The 26818-nt window shown below is 72.3% G+C and carries 22 protein-coding genes; 9 read left to right on the top strand and 13 right to left on the bottom strand.

Annotated elements, in window-relative coordinates; all coding sequences use genetic code 11:
• Positions 1-9 precede the first annotated feature (9 nt).
• The gene (locus PBV52_RS01050; RefSeq protein WP_274236338.1) at positions 10-975 is read right to left on the bottom strand and encodes a carbohydrate ABC transporter permease; all 966 of its coding nucleotides are present in this window, start codon (positions 973-975) and stop codon (positions 10-12) included.
• 166 nt (positions 976-1141) lie between these two features.
• On the opposite strand from PBV52_RS01050, the gene PBV52_RS01045 reads away from it, so the two are divergent.
• Together PBV52_RS01045 and PBV52_RS01040 are read left to right on the top strand one after the other, a co-directional pair.
• Positions 1142-2302 carry an ROK family transcriptional regulator gene (locus PBV52_RS01045; RefSeq protein WP_274236337.1) on the top strand — a complete coding sequence of 387 codons (1161 nt, stop codon included), beginning with the start codon at positions 1142-1144 and terminating at the stop codon, positions 2300-2302.
• 100 nt (positions 2303-2402) lie between these two features.
• On the top strand, positions 2403-2588 hold the full coding sequence (locus PBV52_RS01040; RefSeq protein ID WP_128436520.1) for a hypothetical protein: 186 nt from the start codon (positions 2403-2405) through the stop codon (positions 2586-2588).
• 193 nt (positions 2589-2781) lie between these two features.
• Here the strand turns inward: PBV52_RS01040 and PBV52_RS01035 are convergent, their stop codons facing one another.
• Complete coding sequence (locus PBV52_RS01035; protein ID WP_274236336.1) at positions 2782-4161, bottom strand: S1 family peptidase; 1380 nt, start codon at positions 4159-4161, stop codon at positions 2782-2784.
• Between the two features lie 200 nt (positions 4162-4361).
• On the opposite strand from PBV52_RS01035, the gene PBV52_RS01030 reads away from it, so the two are divergent.
• Positions 4362-5546 carry a MalY/PatB family protein gene (locus tag PBV52_RS01030; RefSeq protein ID WP_274236335.1) on the top strand — a complete coding sequence of 395 codons (1185 nt, stop codon included), beginning with the start codon at positions 4362-4364 and terminating at the stop codon, positions 5544-5546.
• A 94-nt stretch (positions 5547-5640) separates the two neighbouring features.
• A complete protein-coding gene (locus PBV52_RS01025; RefSeq protein WP_274236334.1) occupies positions 5641-6027 on the top strand; it encodes a PPOX class F420-dependent oxidoreductase in 387 nt (128 codons plus the stop codon).
• Between the two features lie 35 nt (positions 6028-6062).
• Here PBV52_RS01025 and PBV52_RS01020 read toward each other — a convergent pair whose 3' ends face one another.
• Positions 6063-8834 carry a hypothetical protein gene (locus PBV52_RS01020; protein WP_274236333.1) on the bottom strand — a complete coding sequence of 924 codons (2772 nt, stop codon included), beginning with the start codon at positions 8832-8834 and terminating at the stop codon, positions 6063-6065.
• A gap of 176 nt (positions 8835-9010) precedes the next feature.
• Here PBV52_RS01020 and PBV52_RS01015 point away from each other — a divergent pair, with 176 nt between their 5' ends.
• A complete protein-coding gene (locus tag PBV52_RS01015) occupies positions 9011-10405 on the top strand; it encodes a Gfo/Idh/MocA family protein (RefSeq protein WP_274236332.1) in 1395 nt (464 codons plus the stop codon).
• Here PBV52_RS01015 and PBV52_RS01010 read toward each other — a convergent pair.
• The 10 genes from PBV52_RS01010 to PBV52_RS00965 form a co-directional block, all read right to left on the bottom strand.
• Positions 10387-10803, bottom strand: a complete 417-nt coding sequence (locus PBV52_RS01010) for a Zn-ribbon domain-containing OB-fold protein (protein WP_274249201.1) — start codon at positions 10801-10803, stop codon at positions 10387-10389. The genes PBV52_RS01015 and PBV52_RS01010 overlap by 19 nt on opposite strands.
• A gap of 158 nt (positions 10804-10961) precedes the next feature.
• Positions 10962-11702, bottom strand: a complete 741-nt coding sequence (locus PBV52_RS01005) for a TetR family transcriptional regulator (RefSeq protein WP_274236331.1) — start codon at positions 11700-11702, stop codon at positions 10962-10964.
• A 37-nt stretch (positions 11703-11739) separates the two neighbouring features.
• On the bottom strand, positions 11740-11952 hold the full coding sequence (locus PBV52_RS01000; protein ID WP_274236330.1) for a Trm112 family protein: 213 nt from the start codon (positions 11950-11952) through the stop codon (positions 11740-11742).
• Positions 11949-12875 (bottom strand): DMT family transporter, encoded by a 927-nt coding sequence (locus PBV52_RS00995; protein WP_306801414.1) that lies wholly within the window; start codon positions 12873-12875, stop codon positions 11949-11951. Before PBV52_RS00995 ends, PBV52_RS01000 begins: the two co-directional genes overlap by 4 nt.
• On the bottom strand, positions 12859-13617 hold the full coding sequence (locus PBV52_RS00990) for a bifunctional 2-polyprenyl-6-hydroxyphenol methylase/3-demethylubiquinol 3-O-methyltransferase UbiG (RefSeq protein ID WP_274236329.1): 759 nt from the start codon (positions 13615-13617) through the stop codon (positions 12859-12861). The genes PBV52_RS00995 and PBV52_RS00990 overlap by 17 nt, the downstream gene beginning before the upstream one ends.
• Positions 13614-14972 (bottom strand): condensation protein, encoded by a 1359-nt coding sequence (locus PBV52_RS00985; RefSeq protein WP_274236328.1) that lies wholly within the window; start codon positions 14970-14972, stop codon positions 13614-13616. Before PBV52_RS00985 ends, PBV52_RS00990 begins: the two co-directional genes overlap by 4 nt.
• Positions 14969-19129, bottom strand: coding sequence for an alpha-(1->3)-arabinofuranosyltransferase family protein (locus PBV52_RS00980; RefSeq protein WP_274236327.1), 4161 nt, complete (start codon positions 19127-19129; stop codon positions 14969-14971). The genes PBV52_RS00985 and PBV52_RS00980 overlap by 4 nt, the downstream gene beginning before the upstream one ends.
• Positions 19126-19926 carry a class I SAM-dependent methyltransferase gene (locus PBV52_RS00975; protein ID WP_274236326.1) on the bottom strand — a complete coding sequence of 267 codons (801 nt, stop codon included), beginning with the start codon at positions 19924-19926 and terminating at the stop codon, positions 19126-19128. The genes PBV52_RS00980 and PBV52_RS00975 overlap by 4 nt, the downstream gene beginning before the upstream one ends.
• 11 nt (positions 19927-19937) lie before the next feature.
• Positions 19938-21224 (bottom strand): glycosyltransferase family 4 protein, encoded by a 1287-nt coding sequence (locus PBV52_RS00970; protein WP_274236325.1) that lies wholly within the window; start codon positions 21222-21224, stop codon positions 19938-19940.
• Between the two features lie 197 nt (positions 21225-21421).
• The gene (locus tag PBV52_RS00965) at positions 21422-22414 is read right to left on the bottom strand and encodes a DUF3068 domain-containing protein (RefSeq protein ID WP_274236324.1); all 993 of its coding nucleotides are present in this window, start codon (positions 22412-22414) and stop codon (positions 21422-21424) included.
• Positions 22415-22635: 221 nt separating this feature from the next.
• On the opposite strand from PBV52_RS00965, the gene PBV52_RS00960 reads away from it, so the two are divergent.
• From PBV52_RS00960 to PBV52_RS00945, 4 genes are all read left to right on the top strand, one after another.
• Positions 22636-22830 (top strand): hypothetical protein, encoded by a 195-nt coding sequence (locus PBV52_RS00960; RefSeq protein ID WP_274236323.1) that lies wholly within the window; start codon positions 22636-22638, stop codon positions 22828-22830.
• Between the two features lie 3 nt (positions 22831-22833).
• Positions 22834-24054, top strand: a complete 1221-nt coding sequence (locus tag PBV52_RS00955; protein ID WP_373921804.1) for a helix-turn-helix domain-containing protein — start codon at positions 22834-22836, stop codon at positions 24052-24054.
• A gap of 125 nt (positions 24055-24179) precedes the next feature.
• Entirely contained in the window at positions 24180-25271 is a 1092-nt protein-coding gene (locus PBV52_RS00950) for a substrate-binding domain-containing protein (RefSeq protein WP_274236321.1), read from the top strand.
• A 115-nt stretch (positions 25272-25386) separates the two neighbouring features.
• Positions 25387-26703 carry an ABC transporter substrate-binding protein gene (locus tag PBV52_RS00945; RefSeq protein ID WP_274236320.1) on the top strand — a complete coding sequence of 439 codons (1317 nt, stop codon included), beginning with the start codon at positions 25387-25389 and terminating at the stop codon, positions 26701-26703.
• Positions 26704-26818 lie beyond the last annotated feature (115 nt).

Below are 26818 nucleotides of genomic sequence, written 5' to 3'. Positions count from 1 at the left end.
CTCCTTCCGTCAGCCGAGGTCGGTCTGGCCGGCCCGGGTGAGCCGGTACTGCAGGACGGTGATCGCGCTCAGCACGACCAGCAGGGCGACGGACATCGCCGACGCGTAGCCGAACTGGAAGCGGCCGAAGGCGGAGCCGTAGATGTAGTACTGAAGGACGTTGGTCGCGTTCGCCGGACCGCCCGCGGTGGTCACCGCCACGGTGTCGAAGACCTGGAACGAACCGATCACGGTCATGATCAGCACCACGGCCAGCACCGGCCGCAGCAGCGGCATGGTGATCCGCCAGAACATCCGCCACTCGCTCGCGCCGTCCACCCTGGCCGCCTCGTAGACGTCGTTCGGGATGGCCTGGAGGCCGGCGAACAGGAGCAGCGCGGTGTAGCCGACGTGCCGCCAGACGTTGATCAGGGCGATCGTGGGGATGGCCCAGGTCTCGTCGTTGAGGAAGGGGATACGGTCGAAGCCGACCGCGCTGATGATCTCGTTGCCGATGCCGAGCTGGGTGTCGAGGATCCACAGCCAGACCAGGCCCGCGACGACGTTCGACATCAGATACGGCGTGAGCACGATGCCCCGCAGCATCGCCGACTGGGTCAGCCGCTGCAGCAGCACCGCGATCGCGAGCGCGGCGACCGTCTGTACGCCGATGTTGATGACGACGTACTCGACGGTCACCTTCAACGAGTCCCAGAAGATCGGGTCGTGGACCATCCGCACGTAGTTGTCCAGGCCCACCCACTGCGCGGGCGTGAGCAGGTTGAACCGGGTGAAGCTCAGATAGATGCCCCGCAGCGTCGGCCAGAGCAGGAAGACCAGGAAGCCCAGCATCGCCGGAGCGATGAACACCGCGGCGAGCCGCCCGTCCCCCTGACTCTCGCGGGAGCGCGCCCGCCGCGTCCTCGACTTGGTCCCTGCCCCCTCGGCGCCGCCCAGAGGCAGACGCGACGGAGGGCTGCTGGAGGCGATGGTCATCGGGAGACTCCCTCGTCTGCGGCTCTCGTCCTCGGCCACTTACTTTTGTGGCGGAAGAATCCACCCGTCAAGAGGCGTGCCGATATCTTCTCCAGGCCCTGTCGAACGGCTTAGACTGGCCTGGTTGCTTTTGTAGGGAAAAAAATCATGTGGGAGCCTGACGACCATGACCGCAGTAGCCGCCAGCTGGCTTCCCCTCAGCCCCGGTGAACGCTCGGTGGCGATCGAGGTGCTCCTCGGCGGCCCGGTGTCGCGCACCGAACTCGCCCGGCGGCTCGATCTGTCCGCGGGCAGCCTCACCCGGCTGACCAAACCGCTGATCGAGTCGGGCCTCCTCGTCGAGGTCCCCGAGGCGGGCGCCCCGGCGGAGGTGCGTCAGGGCCGGCCGTCCCAGCCGCTGGACGTCGTCGCCGAGTCACGCTCCTTCATCGGCTTCAAGATCACCGATGACATGGTCTACGGCGTCGTCACCACCCTCCGGAGCGAGATCGTCGCCCGCTACGACCGCCCCCTCGCCACCCACGACCCCGCCGAGGTCGTGGACCTGCTGGGGGAGATGGCCGACGAACTCGCCGGCAGCCACCCCCGGCTCGCCGGCATCGGCATCGGTGTGGGCGGTCTCGTCGAGGAGCGTGCCGTGGTCGGGGAGTCCCCGTTCCTGCACTGGCGCGACGTCCCGCTCGCCGAACTGGTCGAGGAGCGCACGGGCTTGCCGGTCGTCGTGGAGAACGACGTGGCCGCCCTCGTCGAGGCGGAGACCTGGTTCGGCGCCGGCCGCGGCCTCGACCGCTTCGTCGTCCTCACCATCGGCGCCGGCATCGGCTACGGGCTGGTCTTGTGCGGCAAGCGGGTGCCGTATGCCGAGGAGGACCGGGGCTTCGGGCGGCACTGGATCGTGAACCCCAACGGTCCGCTCACTCCCGACGGGGCCCGCGGCAGCGCCGTCTCCCTGCTGACCATCCCCAACATCCGCTACCAGGTGCAGGCCGCCACCGGCCGTGACCGCACATACGAGGAGATCCTCGAGCTCGCCGCGGCGGGCGAGCCGATGGCCTCCCGGGTCATCGAGGAGGCGGCCCGCGCCCTGGGCACCCTGGTCGCCCAGATCGGCAACTTCGTGCTGCCGCAGAAGGTCCTGCTCGCCGGAGAGGGGGTCGGTCTGATGGAGGTCGCCGGCAAGACTGTGACGGAGACCATCCGCGCCCATCGGCACCCGCTGGCCGCCCCGATCGACCTGGAGATCAAGGTGTCCGACTTTCACGACTGGGCGCGTGGTGCCGCCGTTCTCGCGATCCAGGTGCTGGTGCTCGGGGCGGCGGACGCCTGAACTCCTCGACCCGCGTTGACAGATGGACGTGATCAGCAACACGGTCTGAAATGTCCGTATTGTGCGAGCTTACTCACGGCGCCTTCACCTTGGGAGCTCTATGCTTCACAGCATGTCCACCACTGTTGAATTCGCCTCCGATCGATCGGCTGACGAGGTCAACGAGGAGATCCGGGCGCTGTGGCGCCGGGCGGGCGGGACACTGAGCGTCGAGGAGCGCGAGGAGTACCAGCGCCTCGTCCTGGAGTGGGCCGCCGCGGTCCCGCAGCCGGCGAAGGCGGCCTGAGCACTCGCATCGGCGAAGGCCCGAGCGGCCGTCCCCGACGAGATCGCCTCGCCTCGGCGACACCTTCCCGGGCACTCCTGACCCGTTGAGTGCCCCTCTCCCACTGACCTCGGCTCGCACACCGACCTCAGCCGGCGCTCGGCCGGCCCCGAGGTGCGGGCCGGCCACGTCAGGTCCCGTCAGGTCCCGTCCGTCAGCCCCAGGTCGCCGAGTAGTGGCGCCGGTACGCCTTGCGGTCCTGCTCCGCGCGGATGAAGCGGGCCGCCACCAGCGCGACCATGCTCCCCGCGATGACCAGCAGCCCGGGGCCGACGTTCTTCGGGTCCGCGAGCCGGGACAGCAGGGTCGACGCATCGGCGCCGGCGATCGGGGTCGACGAGCCGGGCGATGCCGCACCGGGCGCGATCGCGCTCTGCGTGGCCGACGCGGACGGCGTCGGAGCGGGCGAGCCGTTCTGCTGACCAGCGCCGCTCGGCGCCGCGACGATCAGCTTCATGCCGAGCGAGTCCAGCGCCTTCGTCACCGGCTGGAAGAAGGTCGTGCCGCCCGCGTTGCAGTCGCCGCTGCCGCCCGAGGTCACCCCCAGCGCGATCCCCTCGGAGAACATCGGACCACCGCTGTCCCCGGGTTCGGCGCACACGTTGGTCTCGATGAGCCCCGTGACCGTGCCCTCCGGGTAGTTGACCGTCGCGTTGACCGCGGTCACCTCACCGTCGCGCAGCCCGCTCGTGCTGCCGCTGCGGAACACCCGCTGCCCCACGGCCGGATCGGCCAGACCCGTGATCCGCACACCCTTGCCGTCCCCGATGGAGACGACCTCGGCGCCGGCGCCCGCGTCCCCGCTCGCGTACTCCACCAGGGAGAAGTCGGCGCCGGGGAAGTTCTGCTTGACGGTGCGGCCGATCTGCTGGGTGCCCCGGTTGTCGGCGAACCACACGGAACCGTCCGGCCCGCAGTGCCCGGCCGTGAGGATGAAGTCGCGCTGTCCGTCGGTGACGTTGAAACCGGCCGAACAGCGCCCGGCGGTCGACAGCAGCGGCAGTGCGCCGTTGAGCCGTGTCGTGAACGTGCCCTCGGTGCGCTCCATGCGGACGAAGCCGCCCATGCCGTCCGCGAGCTTCGTCATCCGGGACCAGTCGGCGGCCGAGACGGTGCTGTCGCCCCGTACCACCACCTCGTTGGACCGGTAGTCCATGACCCACGCTGTACCGGCCACGCGGGGCGCCGAACGCAGCGTCGACGTCGCCGACTTCAGCTCGTCCATGCTGTGGTCGACCATCTTGGCCTCGGCGCCGGACTGCCGCACCTCGGCGGCCGCCTCCTCGTCGGTGACCGCGACGACCGGCTTCCCGTCGGAGCCGATCCAGCTGCCCGCCGTACGGGAAGTGCCCAGGCGGGAGACGAGACCGCTGCCGGTGTCGGTGGCCGGAGCGGCGTAGGTGTGCGGGCCAGTGGAGCCGTCGGGAGGTTCGCTCGCCACGGCGCGTGTGACCATCGTTCCTCCGAGGAGGAGTCCGCCGACGGCCGCCAGCCGTGTCACTCGCCGGACGAGACGTCGTCGTGCGTGCCTCATGCAGGGCTCCCGAACCAGTACAGCGCGGCGTGAACGCCGCGGGGCCCTCCCGGAGTTGAGCACCCTCTCTCCATACGTGGCCCGGCAGGCCCGCGTTCACCGCACAGGTGATCGTTCTTGCGTCGGCGCCGCACCCGCCACCGACCGCTCCCCGTCCTCACCGTTCCCGGCCACCGCACAGGCCTCTATCTTTGTGCCCCATGACCAGGATCCCGTACGAGACGTCCGGTGAACCGAACCCCTTTCGCGCACTCGCCTTCGACCGTCTCCGATGTCGTACGAGCATGAAGTGGCGTGCCTATCCCGACGACGTGCTGCCGATGTGGGTGGCCGAGATGGACGTACCGCTCGCCGAACCCGTCGTCCGCGCGCTCACCGACGCCCTCGCACTCGGCGACACCGGCTACCCGGCGGGCACCGGCTACGCCGAGGCTTTGGCGGGGTTCGCGGACAAGCGGTGGGGCTGGGACGGGCCGGCCGTGGAGCGGACGGCGATCGTGCCCGACGTGATGCTCGGTGTGGTCGAGATGCTCAAACTGGTCACCGGACCGGGCGATGCGGTCGTGGTGAACTCACCCGTCTATCCGCCGTTCTACCAGTTCGTCGGGCACATGGACCGGCGGGTGCTCGAGGCCCCGCTGGGCGTGGATCTGCGCATCGACCTCGACGCTCTTGACGAAACGTTCCGGCGGGCGGTCGCCGGCGGGCGGCGCGCCGCCTTCCTGCTGTGCAGCCCCCACAATCCGACCGGCACCCTGCACACCGCGGACGAACTGGCCGCCGTGGCCGCCCTCGCCGACCGCCACGCCGTGCGGGTCGTCACCGACGAGATACACGCACCGATCACCGCCGGCGGTGCCGAGTTCGTGCCGTACCTGAGCGTCCCGGGTGCCGAGAGCGGGCTGTCGCTGATGTCGGCGTCGAAGGCCTGGAACCTGGCCGGCCTCAAGGCGGCCCTGGCCATCGCCGGGCCCGCGGCCGCCGCCGACCTGGCCCGCCTGCCCGAAGAGGTCAGCCACGGGCCCAGCCACCTCGGCGTCATAGCCCACACCGCCGCCCTGCGTGACGGCACCGGCTGGCTCGACGCCCTGCTGTCCGCACTCGACGACAACCGGCGCCTGCTCGCCGACCTCCTGGCCGAGCACCTCCCGGCGATCACCTACCGCCCGGGCGAGGCCACCTACCTCGCCTGGCTCGACTGCCGCGCCCTCGACCTCGGCGACGGTGTCGACCCGGCCGACGTCTTCCTGCGCCGCGGCCGGGTGGCACTCAACTCCGGGATCCCGTTCGGCACCGGGGGAGCCGGGCACGTACGGCTGAACCTGGCCACCTCGCCGGAGCTGATCAGGGAAGGCGTACGGCGGATGGCGGCGGCACTCGACTGAGACGGCACGGGCGAGGGTCGCGAGGCTTGCCCGACAGCAGGGGGGGGCGAGGGCGCCGGTCGGCACCCGCACCCCCCTGCCTACACTTCCCGCCATGGACGACACGTTGCTGGAGCAGCTCGGCGCGGGCAAGTACCTGCTCATCACCAGCTACCGCAAGAACGGCACAGGCGTGGCCACGCCGGTCTGGGTGGTGCGCGACTCGGACGCACTCGGCGTCTGGACGGTCGCCGACTCCTGGAAGGTCAAGCGCATCCGGGCCCGCGGCGACGTCCTCGTCGGCCCCTGCGACCTGCGCGGCAGGCCCACCGGCGACCAGGTCCCCGCGACCGCCGAGATCTGCGACGAGGCGACCAGTGCCCGCTACCGCCGGCTCATCGCCCGCAAGTACGGGATCACCGGCCGACTCACGCTGCTCGGCAGCCGACTGCGCCGCGGTGTGCACGGCACAGTCGGCATACGCATCACGTTGACGCCCTGACCTGCTGACCTACGTCACGGCCGGCCGGCGGCGCGTCACGGGGCGTCCAGCACCGTGCCCGTCACCGCCGGCGTGCCGGGCAGCGGCTCACCGTTGTCGTCGGCCGGCTGGAAGCGCACCGACTCGGCCGGCTCGGCCACCTGGTCCTTGAGTGTCGGCACCTGTACCTCGGTGCTGGTCTGCCCCGGCTGGACGGACGCCCACAGGTAGAGACCGTCGACCTTGGACAACGGCCGCTCCGGATCCGGCGACGCACCGGTGTTGTCCAGGAGCCAGCGGGGGTCGACGTCCTTCGTCGACAGCTCAGGACCGTCGGTGACCGGCAGCACGGTGAGCAGCCCGCTCACCTCCGCGTCGGCCACCGCGGACAAGGAGATCCGCCACTTCAGCGGCTGCCCCTCGGTCACCCGGTCGGCGACCGGCGTCACGGACACCGAGGGCACCGGATCGTCGTTCTCCACGGTCACCCCGCCCCGGTGCGCGCCGATGACGGAGCCGCGGACCGCCTTCACGAACACGTCGTGCGCCAGGTCGTAGCCGTAGCGGCGATTGCCCTCGACCTTCACCGGTACGTCGATGTCGTGCGCGCCCGGCCGGACCGTCACCAGCCGGTCCGTGGTCCGGCCGGTGTCCGGGTCGGCGACGAACAGCCGTACCTGCCCGCTGCCGTGTCCCGAGACCCGGACCGGCACCCGGTACGTCCGTACGCCCGAGTCCCCTTCCTTGACGGTCAGCCGGCCGATGTCGACCCGGGGCAGCGGAGCCTCGCGCACCAGCGGTGTGCCCGCCCGCCAGCCCCAGGCGTCCATCAGCCAGGCCCGTCCGGACCCCGTGCGCGGCGTCAGTTCCAGAGACTTCACGTGGCGCAGGTCGAGCGCGGCCGCATCGTCCGACCCGATCGGCACGCGCACCTCACGCGCCCAGTACGAGGCGGTCCGCTCCGTCCCCGGCAGCCCGTCGACCTTGACCCGGCCGAGGGTTCGCTGCCGTCCGGCGGTGTCGGTGACGGAGACGTCCAGCTGCGTTCCGGTGCTGTTCGGCGGCACGATGACGCGCAGCGCCAGCGCCTTGTCACCCGCCAGGGACAGCGGCCGGTCCGGTCGGATCCGTGCGGCGGAGCCCGCCGCGGACCAGCGCAGCGCGACCGCGCGGCGGCCGGGCTCGCGGTCGGTGTCCCACCGCGCGAAGTGCGGTGAGGCGCCGGCCGTCTCCGACGACAGACAGGCCTTGGCCGCGGAAGGATCCACCGCCGAGCACAGTCGGCCTCCACTCACGCCGACCTTGCCGTCCGGAAGGAACCCGGCGCCGCGCCGCGCGCCCACCGCATGCGTGAGAACGCGCGCGGGATCGGCCGACGGCGCACGGCGGCCCGAGCCGTCGAGCAGCGGACGGACCCGGTCGTCCCCGGCGACGAACAGCCGTGCCGCCGCCGCGATGTAGGTGGCGCCGGCCTTGTGCTGCTGGTCGGCGGTCAGCCGGGTCCTGGTGCCGGGGGAGCAGACCGGGTCGCGCTCCTCCTCGTCGGTCCAGAAGTCGTCGTCGGCGGGTGCCTCGGCCTGCCCCGGCGTCCACTCGCTGTTGAAGTAGTTGTGGTTGGCGCCCACCATGTACACGGCACTGTGCAGCGCGGCACCGCGGCTGACCCGGCGGGTGCCGTCGACGTACACCTCGCCCTGCAGATCGGAGACATCGCCGTCACAGCCCGGCAGGATCGTCATCGACGGCACATCCGCGACCGGGTTCTGGCCGAAGATCGTCGGGCCGATGAGCACGGTGCCGCGGATCCGCCAGCGCACCGGGCCGTGATAACCGTCCTGGTCCGCGGGCGGCGGGTAAAGGCTGTCCATCGCGGCCCGGTTGACGCCCTCGCCGCCGCGCGAGTGCCCCACCAGCAGCACCCGCGACAGATCGGCGCCGGGTGCCTGCCGTACGGCCGCCGGTGCGGTGCCCGGGTGGGCGGACCAGCCGGCCCAGCGGGCGAGATGCCGGCGTACGAGTGACGAGCGGGCCTGCGCGCCGCCGTCCTCGGCGCGCCAGTCCTGGCCGTTGATGCCGTTGGCGGAGATCGACACCGTCACATAGCCCTGGGAGGCGAGCAGGCGCTGGTCGCGCAGATAGCCGCGGTGGCTCGGCACCGGCTTGGAGCCGGCCGCGCAGGGCCAGTCGCCGCTGATCTCGCCCTGCCGCGTGTAGCAGGTGACGTGGCGTCCGTGGAGGAACAGGGCGAGCGGCCGGCGGCCGTCGGCACCCTTGGGCGCCACGACCACGGCCCGCATCTCGACCGGCTCGGCGAAACCGGGCAGCCGTACCGGGTCGAGGTCGTACTCGCCGGTGACGGTCCGGTACACGCCCGGCTTGCCGGGGTCGACCTGGTTCGCCGGCAGCTGCCGGGGGGCGGTCACCGCCGAGCGGCCACCGCCACCGGTGCCGGCCTCGGGCGCGTCCAACCGGCGCCCTGCGGCCCGTACTTGAAGGTCCTCGACGGAGACCGGCGGGACACCGTCGAGGCCGAGCCGGAACGTGCGCCCGTCCTTCGCCGGCGCCGGACGGCCGAGCAGTTGGTCACCGGCGTAGAACTCGACCCGGGCGTTCCCCATCGGCACCCGCTCGTCGGACCGCCACACCAGCTTGCGCGCGGATCCCTCACCGGTGATGCTCCAGTCCGGCGGCAGACCGTCGCCGCTGTCCGACGAGTCCGCTAACGGCCGTACTTCGGACGCCTGTTGGGCCTGAGCCCACCCGGGCGACGCCCCCACCACCGCGAGGACCGCCAAGGCGGTGACCCATATTCGCCGGGCACGGATCACGTGCCCCTCCTTCCACTCGCCCCAGGACGTCCCCGGGGCCCTCACTCCGGGAGGACGGAAAGAGGTGCTTGTGCGTTGCCTGTGAAGGACGGGAACGATGATGGAACCGGTGGTCGGCCGAACACCGGGTCGGTGGCTGAGGACTGGCCGGGCGGCCGAGGGGAAAGGCCACCACAATGAGCCGAACTCCGCACCGCCGCGCCGCCGTTGTCGGCACCGGCCACCGCGCCCAGACCTTCACCCGGGCCCTCGCCGAACGCCCCGGCCACCTCGTCGCCGCCCTCTGCGACCCCAGCCCCACCCGGATGGCCTTCCACAACCGGCTGTTGGCCGAGGCCGGCGCACCCGCCGCCACCCAGTGGGCGCCGGACCGCTTCACCGACATGCTCGCCACAGAGGACATCGACGAGGTCGTCGTCACCACCGTCGACGCGGAACACGATCGCTACATCGTCCCTGCGCTGAAAGCGGGCTGCCGCGTCGTGACCGAGAAACCGATGACGGTGGACGCGCAGCGCTGCGCCCGCATCCTCGACACGGTCCGGGACACCGGCAACTCCCTCACCGTCGCCTTCAACTACCGCTTCAACCCCGTGCACGAGAAGGTCCGCGACCTGCTCGCCGACGGCGCGATCGGCGAGATCCTCTCCGTCCACTTCGAGTGGCTGCTCGACGTACGCCACGGCGCCGACTACTTCCGCCGCTGGCACCGGGACAAGCGCAACAGCGGCGGCCTGATGGTGCACAAGTCAGGCCACCACTTCGACCTGGTCAACTGGTGGCTCGCGGACGAGCCGAGGGACGTCTTCGGCTACGGGCGGCTCGGCTTCTACGGCCCCGCCGCGGGCGAACGCCACGGGCTGCGCCGGGACTACGACCGCGCCCACGGCGCCGACCAGGCCGCCGACGACCCCTTCGCCCTGGACCTTGCGGCCAACGACACGCTGCGGGCCCTCTATCTCGACGCCGAGCGGGACGACGGGTACGTGCGTGACCGCAACGTGTTCGGCGGGCCCGTCTCCATCGAGGACGACATGGCCGTCCTCGTGCGGTATGCCGGGGGCGCGACGATGACGTATCACCTCACCGCGTACTCGCCGTGGGAGGGCTACCGGGTCATGTTCAACGGCAGTGCGGGACGGCTGGAACTCGAGGTGGAGGAGAGCCGCTGGCAGCCGCCCCGGGCCCGGATCGGCTCCGGCAGCGGTGCGGTGCACGGGGACACGGCCGCCGAGCACGCGGGCGGCGCCCGGCTCACGCTGCGTCCGCTGTGGCGGCCTCCGGTGGACGTTGGGCTCGTGACCGCCCACGAGGCGCACGGCGGGGGCGATCCGCGCATGCTGGACGCCCTCTTCGGCCCCGTCGATCCCGCGCAGACGGCCGACTCGGGGACGGAGGCACCCGCGGTGGCGCATCCCACGGCCACCGAACGCGACGGCGCGCTGGCCCTGGCCGTCGGGCTCGCCGCCAATCAGTGCTTCGAGACGGGACGGCCCGTGGCCGTACCGGAGTTGATCCCCGGGATCCGGAAGCCCTCAGTCGATCAGGGGGCTCAGGTCCAGGCGCGGTAGGGCTCGTCGATCAGCTGGAACACCGGCTCGCCCCGGACCGGGTCCTTCGCCGTGGACAGCCGGACCCGGTCCCCGCTGTGGATGCCGATGGGCGGGCCCATCACCCGTCCGCGTACGACGAACCCCTCGGCCATCTCGACGAGCGACACATTGCGCGCGGCGGGCGTGTTGCGGTGGACCACCGTCGAGTGGCGTACCGTCCCCACGCCCTCGCTGCGCTCCGTCCGCAGGTCACTGCCCTGGCAGACCGGACACAGCAGCCGGTGGTACATCGCCGTGCCGCACCAGGTGCAGCGCTGGAAGAGGACGGCCTCCGTGGCAGGGGCCGCGGGGTCGAGTACGCCGGCCGCGGAACCTGCGGTCTGACGAGCAACAACGCTTCCTGAGTGGTGGTACACGCTGGTCAACTCCCTGCGCTCGGCCGGAATCCCACGTGCGCGGGTCACCCGTGCACGCACGTGCCCGGTTCACCGTGCCACCGTGCACAGCGGCAGCGTATGGCACTCAGTGCCATACGTAAAGGCACTCCGTACCCTGAATCTGTTCGGGGACCCGATCAGTCCCGCCCGAGCGTGGCCTCGATCTCCTGGACGACCCGCCACAGCGGGGCACCGCGCCGGGACACGACGACCACCACGTCCTCGGGCTCCTCCGCACCGGCGGGGCCCGGGGGAGGGGCGGCGCCGAAGGCCGACTGCACATACCCCAGGGCGTGGTCCACCGCGGCGCTCGCGTCGCCCTGGCCGTCCGAGCGCAGCCAGGAGCGCAGCGCGTTGTTGTGCGCCGCGACCACGGCGGCGGCGATCACATCGGCCTGCAGGGTTCCGTCGCGCCGGGCGGCGAAGCGCTCGCGCAGATACTCGGCCAGGGCACGCTCGTAGCGCCACACCACCGACAGCTCGTAGGCACGCAGCCCCGGCACCTTCTTGGTGAGCCGGTAGCGCTGCACCGAGAACGTCGGGTTCTCCGCGTACATGCGCAGCACCAGCCGGGCCGCGTCGCACACCCGGCGCACCGGCTCGTGCTCCGCGCCGCTCGCGGCGAGGAAGGCGGTCATGTCGGCGAGGCACCGCTCGTGGTCGGGGAAGACCACGTCCTCCTTCGAGGGGAAGTAGCGGAAGAAGGACCGCCGTCCGACACCGGCCAGCGCCACGATGTCGTCGACGGTCGTCTGCTCGTAGCCCCGCTCCGGGAACAGCTGGAAAGCCGCCGCGACCAGCGCCTCCCGCATCGGTGGCTTCGCCGCCCCGGCCTCCGTCTTCTCGTCGCGGCCGGGGGTCCCGCTGCTGGTGCTCATGGACGGGAACGTAGCACCAGAGCGAGGCCCGTGGCACTCAGTGCGCTGTCGGCAGGGTACTGAGTGCTGCCAGTTGTTCGTCCGACACCGGCTCCCCCGAGTCGGGCAGCAGTTGGGGGATGCCGTCGATCACGGGATAACGGCGACGCAGGCGGGGGTTGTAGAGCGCGGAACCCGGTCCGTCCAGGATCAGCGGTCCTTTGTCGAGGGGACAGACCAGGATCCTCAGCAGCGGGTCGTCGGGCTTCATGAGCGGTTCCCTTCGGGGGTGGGGCGGTGCGCGTCGTGACGCGGCAGGGTGAGCACGACGGCCAGGGCGAGCGCGGTGCCGCCCAGGCGCAGGGTCAGCCGCAGCGGGTCCTGCGGGAGCGGTTCGCCGAACGCGACCGTGCCGCCCGCCACGCTGAACACGCAGGTGACGGTGGTGCACACGGGCACGATCAGCGAGGCCCGGCAGCGTTGCAGGGCGGTCTGCGAGAGCACGAGGCCGAAGGCCCCGGTGAGGAGCAGGAGGTAGGGGTAGGGGGAGGCGAGCAGAGCCGGTACGGCGTCGCCGAGACCCGCGGTGGTCAGCCGGCCGGACACGCCCTTGATCGCGAGCGAGCTCACCCCGTACAGCAGCCCGATCGCCACGGCGTACACCACACCCGTGGTCGGCGGCCGATGGCGCCGGCGGGCCCGCCGCTCGGCCGTGCCGTACAGCCACAGGCCGAGCGCGAGCGCCGGTACGCACAGGGCGAGCAGGGTGCCGGCCGGAGCGGTGCGCGCGATCGGCTCGGGGCTGTCGCGCAGCGACGCCACCATCATCAGCAGCGCCAGCGCGATGACGGCGACACCCCGCCGCTCCGCGGCCGTCAGCCGCTCGCCCAGCACCACCGAGGAGAGCAGGAGCAGCAGCACCAGCCCGGAGACGAACAGCCCTTGCGCCGCCGCGATCGGCAGGACCCGGTAGACGGCCAGCTGAGCGGCGAAGCCCAGGGCCAGGGCCAGCGCGCCGCCGACCCACAGCGGGCTGCCGGCGAGCAGGCGCAGCGCCCGGCCCGGCCGTGCGGCGCGCAGCGGCGGCAGACCGGCCAGCGCCCGCTTCTCCAGCACGAACCCGGTGCTGTAGAGGACGTTCGCCAGCAGGGCCGCGACCACTCCCCAGACCACGGCGCTACCTCCGCCTGGCATGCACGAGGAGGATCGAGGACAGGGACGGCAGCCGGCAGGCCAGCCGGTCGAGCGGGCGCAGCGCACGCGGAACCCCGTGGAAGGGCGCCCCCTCCAGCCGTACCACCTCGAAGCCGGACGCCGTCACGAACTCCCGCAGCGCCCGCGCCGTGAACAGCCGCAGATGGCCCACCACTTGGCTGCCCGGCCTGCCGTGGACACGGCGCAGACTCACCTCCGAGAAGACGGGCTGGACCCCGCCGACCAGCAGCGCCCGGTTGTACCAGGCGGCCAGGTTCGGGGTGGAGAGCATCAGATGACCGCCCGGCCGCAGCACCCGGCGCAGCTCGTCGAGGGCGCCGTCGGGGTCGACGAGGTGCTCCACGACCTCGCTGAACAGCACCGCGTCCGCACTGCCGGACACGAACGGAAGCCCGCCGTCGGACAGTTGGCCGCGCACCACCCGCGGCAGCCGCCGCGCCGCCCGGCGCAGCGCGTCCTGCGACCAGTCGACGCCCACGATCCGGTGCCCGTCCAGGACACGCGCGGCGACGGCCGCCGCCGAGCCGTCCCCGCACCCCACGTCGAGCACGGTGGCGGGCGGTCGCTCCGGCACTGCGGGACCGAGCGCGCGGGCCAGCATCCTGGCCTGCCGCCGACTGCGGTCCTCGCCGGAGGCGACCGGGACGGCCGGGTCCTCGTAGAAGTCCCGAAGCCCCGGGGCGGGAGCCTTGGTGGCCGGGGACGGCGGTGATGTGGTCATGGCGCGCTCCGAGGGCCGTATGTCATCAACAGGCACTCCTCGAAGAGACGGGCCAGGGCGGCGCCGGCCGCGTCGTCGAGGAGGTCGCGCGACCAGCGCAGCGTCATGTGCAGCCGTCCGCCGGTGGAGGCCGCCGCCAGGCTCAGACCGCGGGGCATACGGGCGGGCGCGGAGAACCACACGGCACGGGCCCGCCCCGCGTCGCCGAAGTCCAGCGGATACGGCACCCGCCCGAGGTTGCTGAGCAGCAGGGTCGACGTCCATGGGGCGACGGCCCGGCGCGCGCCGCGAGTCAGCGCGCCGCGCACCCCGACCGGAAGCAGGGGCGCCGTCAGCAGAGCCGCCCCCGGTCCCAGTGGTGTGCGCTGTGGTGACTTCAGCGTCCGGGTGCGCCGGGCGGTGGTGCGCAGCAACCGGGTCACGGCCGCCGGATCGGGATGCCGGGCCAAAAGCAGCGGTGTGTCGGTCCGGTCCGCGGGCGTCATCGGCACCTCGGCGAGCCGTGTCCCGTTCCCGAGGGGCATCGCCAGGTCGCGCGAGCGGTCGTCCACGGGCATGGTGATCCGCACCGGGCGGTCGGGCCTGCCGTGCGACTGGTTCCAGCGGCCGACCATCAGGGAGGCGGCGACCAGGAGTTGGTCGTTGACGGTCCAGTCGGCGGCCGGATCCGGTTGCGGCAGTGGCAGGTCCATCTGGAGCATGCCGTTCGCCGCAGCACGCGCGCGCGTCGGGCGGGCGGCGGTGTCGGGGGCCAGCCGTGCGGGCCGGGCCCTTCGCACACGGCCGTCCCTGTGCCGCCCGGCGGGCGCCCGGCGCACGGGCGCGACCGGTGCGGTGACCGTGCCCTCCCCGCCGTAGAGCGCGGCCGTCGTGGCGAGCACCCGCAACCCGGACGGCGCGTCGAGGGCGGTGTGGTGCAGGGTGAGCAACAGGACGGACCGTACGGCGTCGAGGGCGACCACCTCCAGGCGCACGGGCGGCGACCGGTACAGCGGCGGGCACAGCGCGAGCGCCCGCGCGCGGGCACGGGCCAGGGCGCCTGGGCCCGGCCCGGCGAAACTCACCGGGTCCACGTCCGGCGTGCCGGTCAGCTCCCACTCGTAGCACCGCCGGTACCAGCGGTGCGGCGCCTGACGTACGAGGATCCGGGAGTGGACGAGCAGCGCCCGGCCGAACGCCTCCCACAACCGCCGCGCGTCCGGTCGGCCGGGCAGATGGACCTCGATGTGGACGGTCTCCGGCTCGTCGTCGCTGAGGCAGTGCCGGGACACCTCGTCGACGATCGGGAACGCCAGCCGTGCCGGAACCGGCGCGCTGCCGCGCCCGGTGAAGGGGTCGGTCTCGAGCGCGGTCATCGCTCACCGCCTCTCCCGCCGGTCCCCGTCCTGCCGGAGCCGATCGTCACGACCGCCGCGGACAGGGCCACGAGCGCCAGCACCTGGGCCACCGCGCCGAAGGCGCCGCGATCGGCGGAGAGCGGCGCGCCCGCCCCCGTGGCCGCGGCGATGCCCGCCCCGGCCATGGCCGCCGCGGCGACCGGGACCAGGGCGCCGGGTCGCAGCCGGGCGACCAGCGCGAGCGCGGGGACCACCAGGGCGAGCGGTCCCGCCACCAGTGCCACGACCGCGGTCGGCGCCACCGTTCCGAGGAACAGACCGGGCGCGGCGGGAACTTCCTTGTGTCCGGGCGAGGTTCGAGCGGTACGTCGCCGTCCCACGAAGGCGAGTGCCACGAGCGCGGCGACACCGACCGCCCCGCCGACCAGCGCGGTCCGGTACAGCCCCGCGGGCTCGTACTCCATGTGCACGGTGCCGGACTTCCCGGCCGGGACCAGCCAGGCCTGCTGCCAGCCGTCGAGCCGGACCGGCGTGAGCTCCTCGCCGTTCAGCGTGGCCTTCCAGCCGTCGTTGACGTTCTCGTACGTCCGCAGGTACGACGCCTCTCCCGACCCGGCGGACACGGAGACCGTCCGGCTGTCGCCGGTCCACTTCCGTACGGTGACCTCGCGGTCCGCCGCAGCGGCGACGGCACGCGGCTCGCCCCGGGACAGCGTGACGTCCGTGATCGCGAGCGGCCCGGTGTCGCCGGCCTCCACGCGGTGCCTGCCGAAGGCCAGCTCCAGGCCGCCGGCCTTCGCCTCGTCGCTCGCGCACAGCTCCACCTTCACCGGCCGGCGCTCCGTCAGATCGCGGACCAGGCCGGACGCCTTCGTCGGGTGGAGCGTGCCGTCGACGTCGAGCTGCGGGCCCTGTCCGCACGGCAGCGAGAAGCGGGCGTCCAGCTCGGGCGGCGGAACACGCAGGCCGGCGAGCGCGGGCAGGTACACCTCGCTCAGGCCCACGGGCAGGTGGAGCCGTTCGTCGGCCACGGGGTTGTAGAGGGTCAGCGGCGCGGTCTCGGTGACCGTGATGTCGAGGCGGTCCGTGGTGATCGCGTCGAACCGCGCGAGCCCTTCGGAGTCCACGTCGGCCGTCGCCGTGCCGTGCGGCGAGCTGATCCGCACCTGCTCGGGACGGGAGGACAGGCCGCCCGCCGCGCCGAGGACGATCTCGTCGATCTTCTTCCTGCCCGGCCAGCTCAGATGGATCACGGGTCGGTCGCCGGCGATCCAGGCCGTCGTCAGATCGCCGTCGACCAGGTTCCGTGCGCCGAGCGCGACGCCGCTGCGGCCGGTGGAGTCGGCGGTCGCGGTGATCCTCTGGCGCTGCTGCGGGGCGATGCGGTCCAGCAGGCGGTCCAGTGCGTCGCCGGGCACGGCCACGGCCTGGGCCGACACGTCGTACGCGCCCGTGCCCTCCCGGGTGTGGAACTGCCGGTGCAGCCCCGCTTCCGTCGAGGCCGGGGCGAGCCCGCCCGGGTCGGTGCCGCGGTGCAGCGAGTAGACCTGCGCGTCGGCATGGGTGCCCTCGGCGTCGGTCGGCAGCGCCAGCAGTCGCGTCACCCTCACCCCTGGCACGGCCACCTCGGAGAATCCGGCGCCGGACAGCCCGGGGCGCGCCGACTCGGCGTCCAGGATCTCGATCTTCAGCCACTTCGCCCGGCCCTCGGGCGCACGGACCGACTGCCGCTCACCGTCCGGCCGCAGCTTGCTGTCGACCGAACCCCGGTCCGTCTCGATCCGCACCCGCGTGGGAGCGGGCCGCGTGGCGTCCCCGGGCAGCGGGGTCAGCCGGAGCGACGCCGGTATGTCGGTCGGCGCGGTGAAGTCCACGCGCAGCCACTGGCCGGCCGGCTCTCCCGGGCTGCCCTCGGCCCACGCGGTCCGCGGATCGCCGTCGAAGGCGTTGACCGGGTCGTACTGCGGCAGCTGGAACAGCCAGTTCCCGCTGCTGGACGCGGCCACCGACGCCGCACCGCGCAGCACGGCCGTCGTCTGATGGCCGGTGCCCTGCACGGGCAGGATCTGCTTCGGCTCGCCGCCCGGGTTCTGGAGGCTGCCGGAGGGGTTCCGCTCGGTGGCGGTGTAGGTGTACGAGGTGTGGGAGTTGACCAGGCCGAAGCGGGTGTCGGCGCGGCGCATTCCGTCGGTCTCGGCCTCCACCGCCGGCGCGTCGACCCCGGGGTGGGCGTCCCCCGCCAGCACGGCGGGCCGGTCGCGCAGCGCCGGGTCGGCGGAGAGCTGGAGCAGTGCCTCGGGGCCGCCGCTCACGACGGCAGTGTCGGCGGCCGCGTCGATCCCGACGAGCCCCGGCCGGTCGGCGGCGCCTTCGGGCTCGTAGATCTCGACCGCCTGCAGGCGCGGGTAGAGGCCCTGCACCTGGACGGGGGTGTCGGCGGGGATGCGTCCGGCGGTCACGAGCGGGCCGAAGCCGGCGGCCTTGCGGTAACCGGAGGCCTCCAGGGTCCGCCGAACCGTCTGAGGCGGTACGTAACCGATCTGGTCGGGGTCGAGGTCGTTGCGCACGACCACCTCGTGCAGCCCCGCCCGCGCCAGGTACGCCTGCAGGCCCGGCACCTCGCCGCCGGACATCAGCGCCTGCTCGACCGCATCCAGCGCCCGACGCGAACCGGCGGTGCCGAACGGCACGAAGTCCCGCTGCGCCCACCGGCTCTTCGCCAGCACGTCGAAGGGCTGGTCGATCGGGGAGCCCCAGGTGTAGGTGCCGTGCGCGGTGGCCGGTACGACGAGGGCCCGGCTGTCCCCGGCGTGCTCGTCCAGCCAGTCGGCGGCCTGCTCCCAGTGGGAGGGCAGCTTGGTGAACGCGCCCGGCTGGAGGATGCTGCCGTTCACGTACGGCCACGCCAGACCCGGCAGGACGAGCAGTGCGGCGATCACCGGGACGTACCGGCGAGAGCGCGCCGCCCGCGTGCCCCGGCGCTCGGCGACCACCGCCGTCAGGTGCGCGAGGCCCAGGGCCAGCGCGAGGGCGAGCCCCGGCTGGAACTTGTAGACGTTGCGGAACGGCCTGAGCGGACCGTCGAGCCACCCCTGCACCGTGTCGTGGAAAGGCGCGCCGAGGGCGCCGCCGTACCCGGCAAGCGCGAGCAGTGCGACGGCCAGCACGGTCAGCAGCAGCCAGCGCCGCTCAGGGATGTCCCGGCGGGCCAGTCCCGCCAGGCCCAGGGCGGCGGCGAACGCCGAGCCGAGCACGGCGATGACGGACGCGGCGACGGTCCAACCCGCCGGCAGCCAGGCCTCACCGAAGTGGAGATACGCCACCCAGTTACCGGCGCCGCGCAGCAGTTCGGTGGCCGACATGGTGGCGGTGGTGGTGTCCGCCTGCTCGACGTACGGCATGAAGTCCTCGCCGTAGAAGCGCAGAAGCAGCAGCGGCACCGTCCACCAGGCGGTCGCCAGCACCACACCGGGCAGCCACCAGGCGAGCAGGGCGCGGCGCCGGGGGCCCTTCGGACGGCTGAGCAGATACAGGCCAACCGGCAGGAGCGAGGCCAGAGTCGACGCGGCGTTGACTGCGCCCATGCAGGGGATGAGCAGCGCGGAACGGGCGGCGGCGAGGCGCGGGCTCAGCGTCGCGGAGGTCAGGGGCAGCAGCACCCAGGGCAGCAGGGCCCCGGGCAGCGCGGCGGCGGACGTGGAGCCGACGACGACGGTGAAGGTGGGCCACAGCGCGTACGCCACCGCGCCCAGCAGCCGGGTCCCGGACGAACCGACGCCCAGCCGCTCGGCCAGCCGCAGGGCACCCCAGAACGCCGTGGTCACCACGATCGACAGCCACAGCCGCTCGGCCAGCCACACCGGCAGGTGCAGCAGGTCGGTCAGGGCGTAGTACGGCAGCGTGGGGAAGGCGTAACCGACGTACTGGTCGAAGATGCCGCCGAAGCCCGCCCGGTCGTGCCACAGCTGACCCAGGTCGCCGAGGAACCTCAGCGGATCGGCGGCCACACCGAGCTTCGTCTCGAAGGTCATCCTGCCCGGGGACACCGAGAGGAAGGCCGCCAGTACGGCCGCCCAGAACCCGAACAGCAGGCGTCGTCCGCGCCGTTGCCCGGGCGGGGCCGTCGGCGCGGGTGCGGGGGCGGCATGTGCGGGAGCCTGGACGGTGCTGCTCATGAACGTGCCTCGCTAGAACGTGCCTTGTTGCCGAGGGGCGTCTCCGGAGAACCGGTGCGGCGCAGGATCAGCAGGAGATTCCAGGCGGCGATCTCTCTCAGTCCGGGGACCCGGGCGATGACACCCGGGAGGAAGGGCCAGTAGCGGGATCGGGCCGAGACGACACGCACGTCCTCGCGTGCGCGCACGTGCCGCAGGGTGGGGCCGATGTGGAGGGGGAAGAGGTTCTCACCGACGGTGTGCTTGGCCTCGCGCCCGGTCCGTCGCCGGTAGCGCTCGCGTGCCCGGCGCGCTCCGAGGTAGTGCCAGGGCGCCGTCTCGTGGCCGCCCCATGGTGAGAGCCAGTTGGTGAACGACATGTAGATCAGCCCGCCCGGCCGGGTCACCCGGACCATCTCGCTGAGGAAGGTCTCCGGGTCCGCCACGTGCTCCAGGACGTTCGAGGAGAAGCACACGTCCGCGACGCCGTCGGGCACCGGCAGCAGATATCCGTCGGCGACCACCGCACCCTCCGGCGGGCGGCCGCGCGAGGCCAACTCGCCGAGGTCGGGCTCGAAGAGGTAGCCGTGGGCGCCCCGGCGGCGGAACTCCTCGGTGAAGTGGCCGGGGCCGCCGCCGACATCGAGGACGATCCGGCCCCGCAGGTCGGTGTGGCGCGCCACCTGGGCGACCGCGTCGCGCGCCAGCAGCGAGTAGCAGCCCTCGGGGTCGGTCTGCTCCCGCATGAAGGCTCGGAACAGTGTGAGCGAGCGGCGCAGGGAGGGGTCCTTGAGGGGGCGTTCGACGACCTCAGTCATGTGCGGTCACCTCACGCGCCGTCGGGAAGTTCGGCAACGGCCGCTGACGCAACGCTCTGTCCACGCGGGGTACGGGGGAGGGGCAGGCCGGGTGCCATGGGCGAGGCGCCCTGCGTGGGCCGTATCGTGCGGCAGGCCTCCGCGGCCACCTCACGGAACTGCCGGACGGTGCTGCTCCACCGGAAGTTCTCGGCGCGCGCCTCGGCGGCACGGCCCATGACCCTACGGCGCTCCGCGCTGAGCGCGAGGGTGCACCAGGCAGCGGCGAACGAGCTCTCGCCCCCGGCCAGCACACCCGTCACCCCGTCCACGACGGAGTCCCGCAGACCGGGTATGTCGAAGCCGACGGCCGGGGTGCCACGCGCGGCGGCCTCGGTGACCACCAGGCCCCAGCCCTCCACCAGCGACGGATGCAGCAGCAGCCACGCCCGGCACAGCAGCCGGTGCTTCTCCGCCTCCGAGACCCGGCCGGTGAACACCACATCGGGCCCGGCCATGGCCTCGAGCCGCTCCCGCTCGGGACCGTCGCCGACGATGACGAGCCGCCCGCCGGTGACCGGACGCACCCGCTCCCACAGCCGCAGCAGCAGATCGATCCGCTTGTACTCGACCAGCCGCCCGACGGCGACGAACAGCGGCCCGGAGGCCTTGGGCATGAGCGGTCCGGGGGCGTCGACGCCGTTGTGGACCACCCTGATCCGCTCCGGCGGGACACCGATGGCGCGCAGTGCCGCGGCGGTGGAGTCGGACACGGCGACCGTCAGGCTGTCGCGGTGCGGGCCGGCCAGCGCCCAGTGCTCCAGCCTGCGGCCCAGCCGGGCCATGGGGCCCGGGTAGCGCATGTCCCACAGGTCGGTGTGCACATGGTTCACCAGGCACAGCGTCGGCCCCTTGTGCCACAGCGGTGCCAGGTACGGCATGCCGTTGCACACCTCCACCAGGAGGTCGCACGCGCCGACCTGACGGGCGAACGCCCGCTTGGCGCGCAGGAAATGACCGGCGTCGCCGCCCGCCGACACCACGCGGTAGTCGCGGTACGCCGCCGGGCCGCCGCACAGCAGCGTGACCTGGTGGCCCGTGGCGGTGAGTCCGTCGGCGACGCGGTCGACGAGGAGTTCCGAGCCGCCGGCGGCCGGGTTGTCCAGGTCGCGGCGGGCGAGGAAGACGATCCGGCGCGGATACGGGGAGGCGCCGGAGGCGGTGACTTCGGCGCCGGGGGTACAGCGACCGGCGTTGCGGGGATGAGCGGCGGTGGTCTTCTCCTGGCCGGAAACCAGGGAGGAAGCGTGCTGGGGCATCGTTGCTCCAACTCGTCGGATGCGGGGGGTGGGGAGCCGGGCGTCCGGGGGAGACACGCAGGGCCGGGACGTGGTGCGACGGTTGGGCCGGTTCCGGGAGAACGCGGATGTACTGGTTGGTAACGTAAGTTTTCGGATGAACCGTTCGATCTGGCTACGCACGGAGGTGACAATTTGTCCCTACTCGCGCTCCCGGATCAGTCACCTGTGTGAGTCCTGTCGACCGTCTGTGAGTCCTCCGGTACGGCTCGGCGCCGCCGCTCACGGACCAGGAACGTCAGTCCGGCAGCCGTGAGCACCCCGCCCGCGACGCCGGCGAGCGTGGGCGCGGTCTCGCCCAGGACCTCCAGCCGCCGGCTGTCGCGCGCGGCCTGAGCCACCTGGGTGCGCCGGGTCGCCTCGGTGAACTCCACCCGGTCGCTCGCCAGCAGCGTGACGGCGTCGGACCGGGCACCGGGAGCCCGCAGCGTGATCCTCGGCGCGATGCGCGCGTTCATGATGCGGCCGGTGCGCTGCTCCACCACCAGCTCGATCCCGGCGTTGGCGTACCACTCCTCGGCCGCCACCTGCCGCTGCTTCGGCCGTCCCACCAGCGATCCGGGCACCTCCCGGGTGACACCCGTGCGCCTGGCCTGCACGGCGCCGGTGAACCGGTAGCCCTCGCGCCCGAGCACCTTCTCGCTCCCGGAGAACTTCAGCGGTACGGCCCCGCCCAGCACGCCGTCCCACCACTGGTACGTACGTTTCTGCACGTCGAACGGGAACTTCAGATAGGCGTCGCCCCGGAACGACGGCTGCTCGCCGCAGCAGTGCACCGGCAGGTTGGTCCGCCGGTCCGTGACCCAGCGCTCGGTGGTCCACTGCAGCGACCTGCGCGGGTCCCGAAGGGGCAGGGTGGTGGGGGTGTCGATCTGCGTGGAGACGTTCCACACCGCGTTCCCGCTGCGCTCGGAGGCGGCGACGTCGCCCACGACCCGGCGGGTGATCGTGATCTGCTTCCCGTGCACGGTCTCCAGGGCGCCGGTGTCGAAGAAGCTGCCGGTCCCGGTGAGGACCGAGTCCGTCTCGACGTCCACCGGCGTGCGCTTGACCCGTGGCTCCACGTACCGGTCGAGCAGCTGGCCGAAAACCAGCGCGAAAACGCCCAAACCGATCAAAATCAACGGCAGAACGGAAGCTGTACGGCGCATGAGGGCACTCCGGTGGCAGCGGAAAGATGCGGACTGTGCGCCAGTGCGCGAGACAGTCCGGCTCACCCGGGGCGAATCTGGCCTACCGGGGAGTAAGTAGTTATGACCGGCGAAATTAGGCCGCTATTGACCCAGTGTCAACACTGACTTAATACTGATCGTGCCGGTCCGGGCCGGAACGCTGGGTGACAACCTCATCGACCGAGAGGCTCCTCGTCCCCATGCCCAGAATCTTCGCCGCCCTCCTGACGTGCGTACTCTCCGCCGCCCTGGCCGCGGGCGCCGCCTTCGGCCTCGTCGCCGCCCTGACCGCCACGCCCGAGCAGCCGAACGTGCCGCTGGTCACCTTCCCCGACCCGGCGGGCGACCGGTCCGCGCCCGTGCCCGCGCCCCGCACGCAGATCGCCGACCGCTAGGAGATGGTGCCCGTGCCCGCGCCCCCCGCCTGGCACAAGGTGCCGCCGGAGCAGGTACGGCGGTTCGCCGACCTGGCCATGGAGCAGGTGCCGGACATCGCGGGGGAGATCCTGCGGGCCATGCGCCAGGAGTTCCCGAACCTCGAGCTGACGACCGACGACATGGGCGTGCCGAAGGCACTCCTGGCGATCCGGCTCGCACTCGAGAGCTTCGTGTCGCAGCTGACCACCGACATCGAACGACCCCGCGAACTGCCCGAGGTCTTCCGGGAGTTCGGACGCAATCAGGCACTGAAGGGCCGCCGGCTCGACTCCCTCCAGGCGATCTACCGGCTGAACGTACGGCTGGCCTGGCGCAGCCTCGCCGAGATCGGGCAGAAGGTCGAGATTCCGCCACCGGCGATGTACGAACTCGCCGAGTCCGCGTTCGAGTACCTCGACGAGCTCGTGTCCCATTCCGTGCACGGTTACGCCGAGGTCGCCGCCGGCCGGGCGGGGGAGCGGATCCGTCGCCAGCGCCTGCTGGTCGACCTCCTCCTCACCGAACACCGCACCGACCCGTCCGGCGCCCTCGCCGAACGCGCCGCAGCCGTCGACTGGCCGCTGCCCGACGAGGTCGCCGTCGCCGTCCTGCTCCGGCCGGCCCAGCAAGTCGTCACCCCCGCCCTGGGCGACGAGGTCCTGCTGGACATGGACGGCGAGCACCCCCGGCTGGTGCTCGCGGACCCCGACGCACCCGGCCGCGTCGAGCGGCTGCACCGCGCCATGGGCGGCTGGTCCGGAGCCATCGGCCCCGCCGTTCCCGTGGCACAGGCGGCCACATCGCTGCACTGGGCGGCGGCGGCCGCGCGGATGATCGAGGAGGGCCTGCTGCCCGAGGGCCGCCTCCTGCGCTGCAGCGAGCACTCCGAGGCCCTCGTCCTGCTTCCCGCCGAGAAGCTGATCGACGACCTCGCGCGCCGGCGGCTGGCCCAGCTGACCGAGGCCGGACCGGAACAGGCGCGGCGCCTGGCCGAGACACTCCTCGCCTGGCTGGAGACCCAGGGCGGCGCGCCCGAGGTGGCCGCCCGGCTCGGCGTCCATCCCCAGACGGTCCGCAACCGCCTGCGGCAGATCCGGGACCTGTGGGGCGAGGACCTGGAAGACCCCGACCGCCGCTTCGAACTCGAACTGGTCCTGCGAACGCGCCGATTGCGTGGGGAGCTCGCCGACCCGCACGCCTGAGTGAGCACCTTCGTGATCGTATTGATTGCAAACGATCGATATGATTGTGGGCGTAGAGTGTGCAGCTCGGGACCGCGCTCAGCGTGTGCCCGTGGATCGTTCGACCGTTGCCCCAGGGGGAACCGATGCGACTGCACGTCGACCAGCGTCATGAGCGGGTACTCGAACTCGTCCGGGAGCGGGGCAGCCTCCGGGTCTCCGAACTCGCCGCCGAACTCGGCGTCTCGGCGGTCACCCTGCGGCGTGACGTGGAGGCGCTCGCCGGGCAGGGCCGGGTGCATCGGCTGCACGGTGCGGTGGTGTGGCCGGGGGAGACGGCCGTCGAGGTGCGGGAGCGGTCGCAGGGCGCCGAGGGCGCGGTGATCGGAATGATCGTCCCGACCACGAACTACATCTTCGCGGACATCGTCCGCGGCGCCCGCGAGGCCGTGGCGGCGCAAGGCGGCCGCCTGGTTCTGGGGGTGTCCGGATACGTCGACGCCGAGGACCCCGTCCAGGCCGAACACCTTCTCTCGGGCGGTGCGCAGGGACTGCTCGTCGCGCCCAGCTGGTTCGGCGGAGTCCCCGAGAACGGCCAGGAGAAGTGGCTGCTGGAGCACGATGTGCCCGCCGTCCTGGTCGAACGTCTGGCCCCGCCCGGAAACCCCGCCGCGGTGCTCGACCGGGTGCGCACCGACCGTGCCCACGGCGCCGCCGTCGCCGTCGGCCACCTCGCGAGCCTCGGGCACCGCAGGATCACCGCCGTCCTGCAGGAAGGCCCCCACGCCACCCAGATCACAGCCGGGTACCGGGCGGCCGTGCAGGCCCTGGGCCTCGAGGTGGACAAGGGGGCCCCGACCGTGCGCGAACACGGGGACTACGAGGCCAGCGTCGACTACCTCGTCGATGCGGTGAAGAAGCGTCGCGTCACCGCCGCGCTGGTGCACAGCGACGAGGACGCGATCGTGCTGGTGCCACGGCTGCAGGCGTGCGGCATCCGGGTCCCGGACGACCTCGCGCTGATCGCGTACGAGGACGAGGTGGCCGGCCTCTCCGACGTACCGCTCACCGCCGTCGGGCCCCCCACACGCGCGGTGGGGGAGCTGTCCGCCAAGCTGCTGCTGGAGCGCCTCGCGGAGCGCCGGAGCGGACGGGAACCGGGCCCGCGCCAACACCTCGACCTGCTCCCGGAGTTGAGGGTTCGCTCGTCCTGCGGCGGTGAACCGATCGCCCGATGAGCGATCGACGATCGTTTTGATTGTTTCGCGCGAACGCTCTTGACTCTGATCGTGTGCGCACAAAGGATGTCCTGCGACCGCCTCTGCCCGTACGAGGTCTCGTAGGAGACGTGCAATGACACGCACTTCACGTTCGTTCCGCACCACCGCCACGACCGCCGTCGCCGCCGTGGCCGCGCTCGGCCTGCTCGCCACAGCCTGCGGCGGCGACGGTGACTCGACCGGCACCGCCGCAGCAGGCAAGCCGGTCACGCTCACCTACTGGACCTGGACGCTCGGGGCCAAGTCGACCGTGGAGGCGTTCAACAGGACGCACAAGGACATCAATGTGGAGTTCACCGAGATACCGAGCGGCACCGAGGGCTACAGCAAGCTCGCCAACGCGGTGAAGGCGGGCAACGCGCCCGATGTGGCCACGATCGAGTACCAGATGGTTCCCGAGTTCGCGAGCCAGGGCAATCTGATCGACTTGAGCGAGTACGCCGGTGAAACGGTCAAGACGAAGTTCCCGCAATCGATCCAGGATCTCGTGACCTTCGGCGGCAAGACCTGGAGCGTGCCGTACGACGCCGCGCCGCAGCTGTACTACTACCGCACCGACCTGTTCAAGAAGTACGGCATCGAAGTCCCCAAGACCTGGGACGAGTTCAGGAAGGCTGCCGAGAAGGTCAAGAAGCAGGACAAGAACGTCCGGCTCGCCTCCATGCCGAAGAGCGACCCGGCGCTGCTGGCGGCACTGTCCTGGCAGGCGGGCGGGAAGTGGTTCTCCACCGAGGGCAACGCGTGGAAGCCCGCCGTCAACGACACCGCGAGCAACAAGGTCGCCGGCTACTGGGACAGCCTGATCGAGAACGACCTCGTGCAGTCCTTCACCGCCTACAGCCCCGAGGAGACCAAGGCCCGCACCTCCGGCAAGACCCTCTCCTTCCTCGGCGCCTCCTGGTCCGCCGGCGGCATGAAGACCGCCATGCCCGACCAGCAGGGCAAGTGGGCCGCCGCGCCCATGCCGCACTGGGGCACCGCCGCCAGCGGCAACTACGGCGGCACCTCCTACGGCGTCCTCAAAGGCAGCGAACACGCCGAGGCCGCCGCCGAGTTCATCACCTGGCTGACCACGAACAAGGCCGGCGTCGAGGCCCGGCTCGCCGACCTCGACTCACCCAGCAGCGCCCTCCCGGCCAACCCCGAGATGCGCGAGGTGGCCGCCGCCAAGTTCGACACCGCGTACCTGGGCGGCCAGAACCTCTACGCCCTCGCCTCCGAACAGGTCGACACCATCGTCCCCGGCTGGACCTGGGGCCCGAACCAGATGGACGTCTACACGGCCATCCAGGACGAGACCGCCAAGTCGGGCTTCACCGAGGGCATCGAGGCGGGGCAGCGGAAGGCCGAGTCCGGCATCACGGAGCGGGGTCTCAAGCTCGCGGAGTGAGGAGCGGGGCAGGGCGGGGAGGGCGATCGGCGCCTCCGGTCCCCCTCCCCCTCCCCCCTCTCCACGTCTACCTCCACCATCTGCCTTCTCTCGCCCCTCCCACCAAGGAGCCGCC

Source organism: Streptomyces sp. T12 (assembly GCF_028736035.1).
Taxonomy (GTDB): Bacteria; Actinomycetota; Actinomycetes; order Streptomycetales; family Streptomycetaceae; genus Streptomyces.
Note: the sequence above shows the minus strand (reverse complement) of the source record. Positions and strands in the feature narration are given on the sequence as shown.

Coding starts and splice junctions, on each gene's coding strand:
- PBV52_RS00960 (WP_274236323.1), top strand. CDS start 22,636: ATGCCCAGAATCTTCGCCGCCCTCCTGACGTGCGTACTCTCCGCCGCC.
- PBV52_RS01015 (WP_274236332.1), top strand. CDS start 9,011: ATGAGCCGAACTCCGCACCGCCGCGCCGCCGTTGTCGGCACCGGCCAC.
- PBV52_RS00955 (WP_373921804.1), top strand. CDS start 22,834: ATGGTGCCCGTGCCCGCGCCCCCCGCCTGGCACAAGGTGCCGCCGGAG.
- PBV52_RS00950 (WP_274236321.1), top strand. CDS start 24,180: ATGCGACTGCACGTCGACCAGCGTCATGAGCGGGTACTCGAACTCGTC.
- PBV52_RS01050 (WP_274236338.1), bottom strand. CDS start 975: ATGACCATCGCCTCCAGCAGCCCTCCGTCGCGTCTGCCTCTGGGCGGC.
- PBV52_RS00995 (WP_306801414.1), bottom strand. CDS start 12,875: ATGCCAGGCGGAGGTAGCGCCGTGGTCTGGGGAGTGGTCGCGGCCCTG.
- PBV52_RS00970 (WP_274236325.1), bottom strand. CDS start 21,224: ATGCCCCAGCACGCTTCCTCCCTGGTTTCCGGCCAGGAGAAGACCACC.
- PBV52_RS01030 (WP_274236335.1), top strand. CDS start 4,362: ATGACCAGGATCCCGTACGAGACGTCCGGTGAACCGAACCCCTTTCGC.
- PBV52_RS00975 (WP_274236326.1), bottom strand. CDS start 19,926: ATGACTGAGGTCGTCGAACGCCCCCTCAAGGACCCCTCCCTGCGCCGC.
- PBV52_RS00985 (WP_274236328.1), bottom strand. CDS start 14,972: ATGACCGCGCTCGAGACCGACCCCTTCACCGGGCGCGGCAGCGCGCCG.
- PBV52_RS00990 (WP_274236329.1), bottom strand. CDS start 13,617: ATGACCACATCACCGCCGTCCCCGGCCACCAAGGCTCCCGCCCCGGGG.
- PBV52_RS00945 (WP_274236320.1), top strand. CDS start 25,387: ATGACACGCACTTCACGTTCGTTCCGCACCACCGCCACGACCGCCGTC.
- PBV52_RS01005 (WP_274236331.1), bottom strand. CDS start 11,702: ATGAGCACCAGCAGCGGGACCCCCGGCCGCGACGAGAAGACGGAGGCC.
- PBV52_RS01040 (WP_128436520.1), top strand. CDS start 2,403: ATGCTTCACAGCATGTCCACCACTGTTGAATTCGCCTCCGATCGATCG.
- PBV52_RS00980 (WP_274236327.1), bottom strand. CDS start 19,129: ATGAGCAGCACCGTCCAGGCTCCCGCACATGCCGCCCCCGCACCCGCG.
- PBV52_RS01025 (WP_274236334.1), top strand. CDS start 5,641: ATGGACGACACGTTGCTGGAGCAGCTCGGCGCGGGCAAGTACCTGCTC.
- PBV52_RS01035 (WP_274236336.1), bottom strand. CDS start 4,161: ATGAGGCACGCACGACGACGTCTCGTCCGGCGAGTGACACGGCTGGCG.
- PBV52_RS01045 (WP_274236337.1), top strand. CDS start 1,142: ATGACCGCAGTAGCCGCCAGCTGGCTTCCCCTCAGCCCCGGTGAACGC.
- PBV52_RS01000 (WP_274236330.1), bottom strand. CDS start 11,952: ATGAAGCCCGACGACCCGCTGCTGAGGATCCTGGTCTGTCCCCTCGAC.
- PBV52_RS00965 (WP_274236324.1), bottom strand. CDS start 22,414: ATGCGCCGTACAGCTTCCGTTCTGCCGTTGATTTTGATCGGTTTGGGC.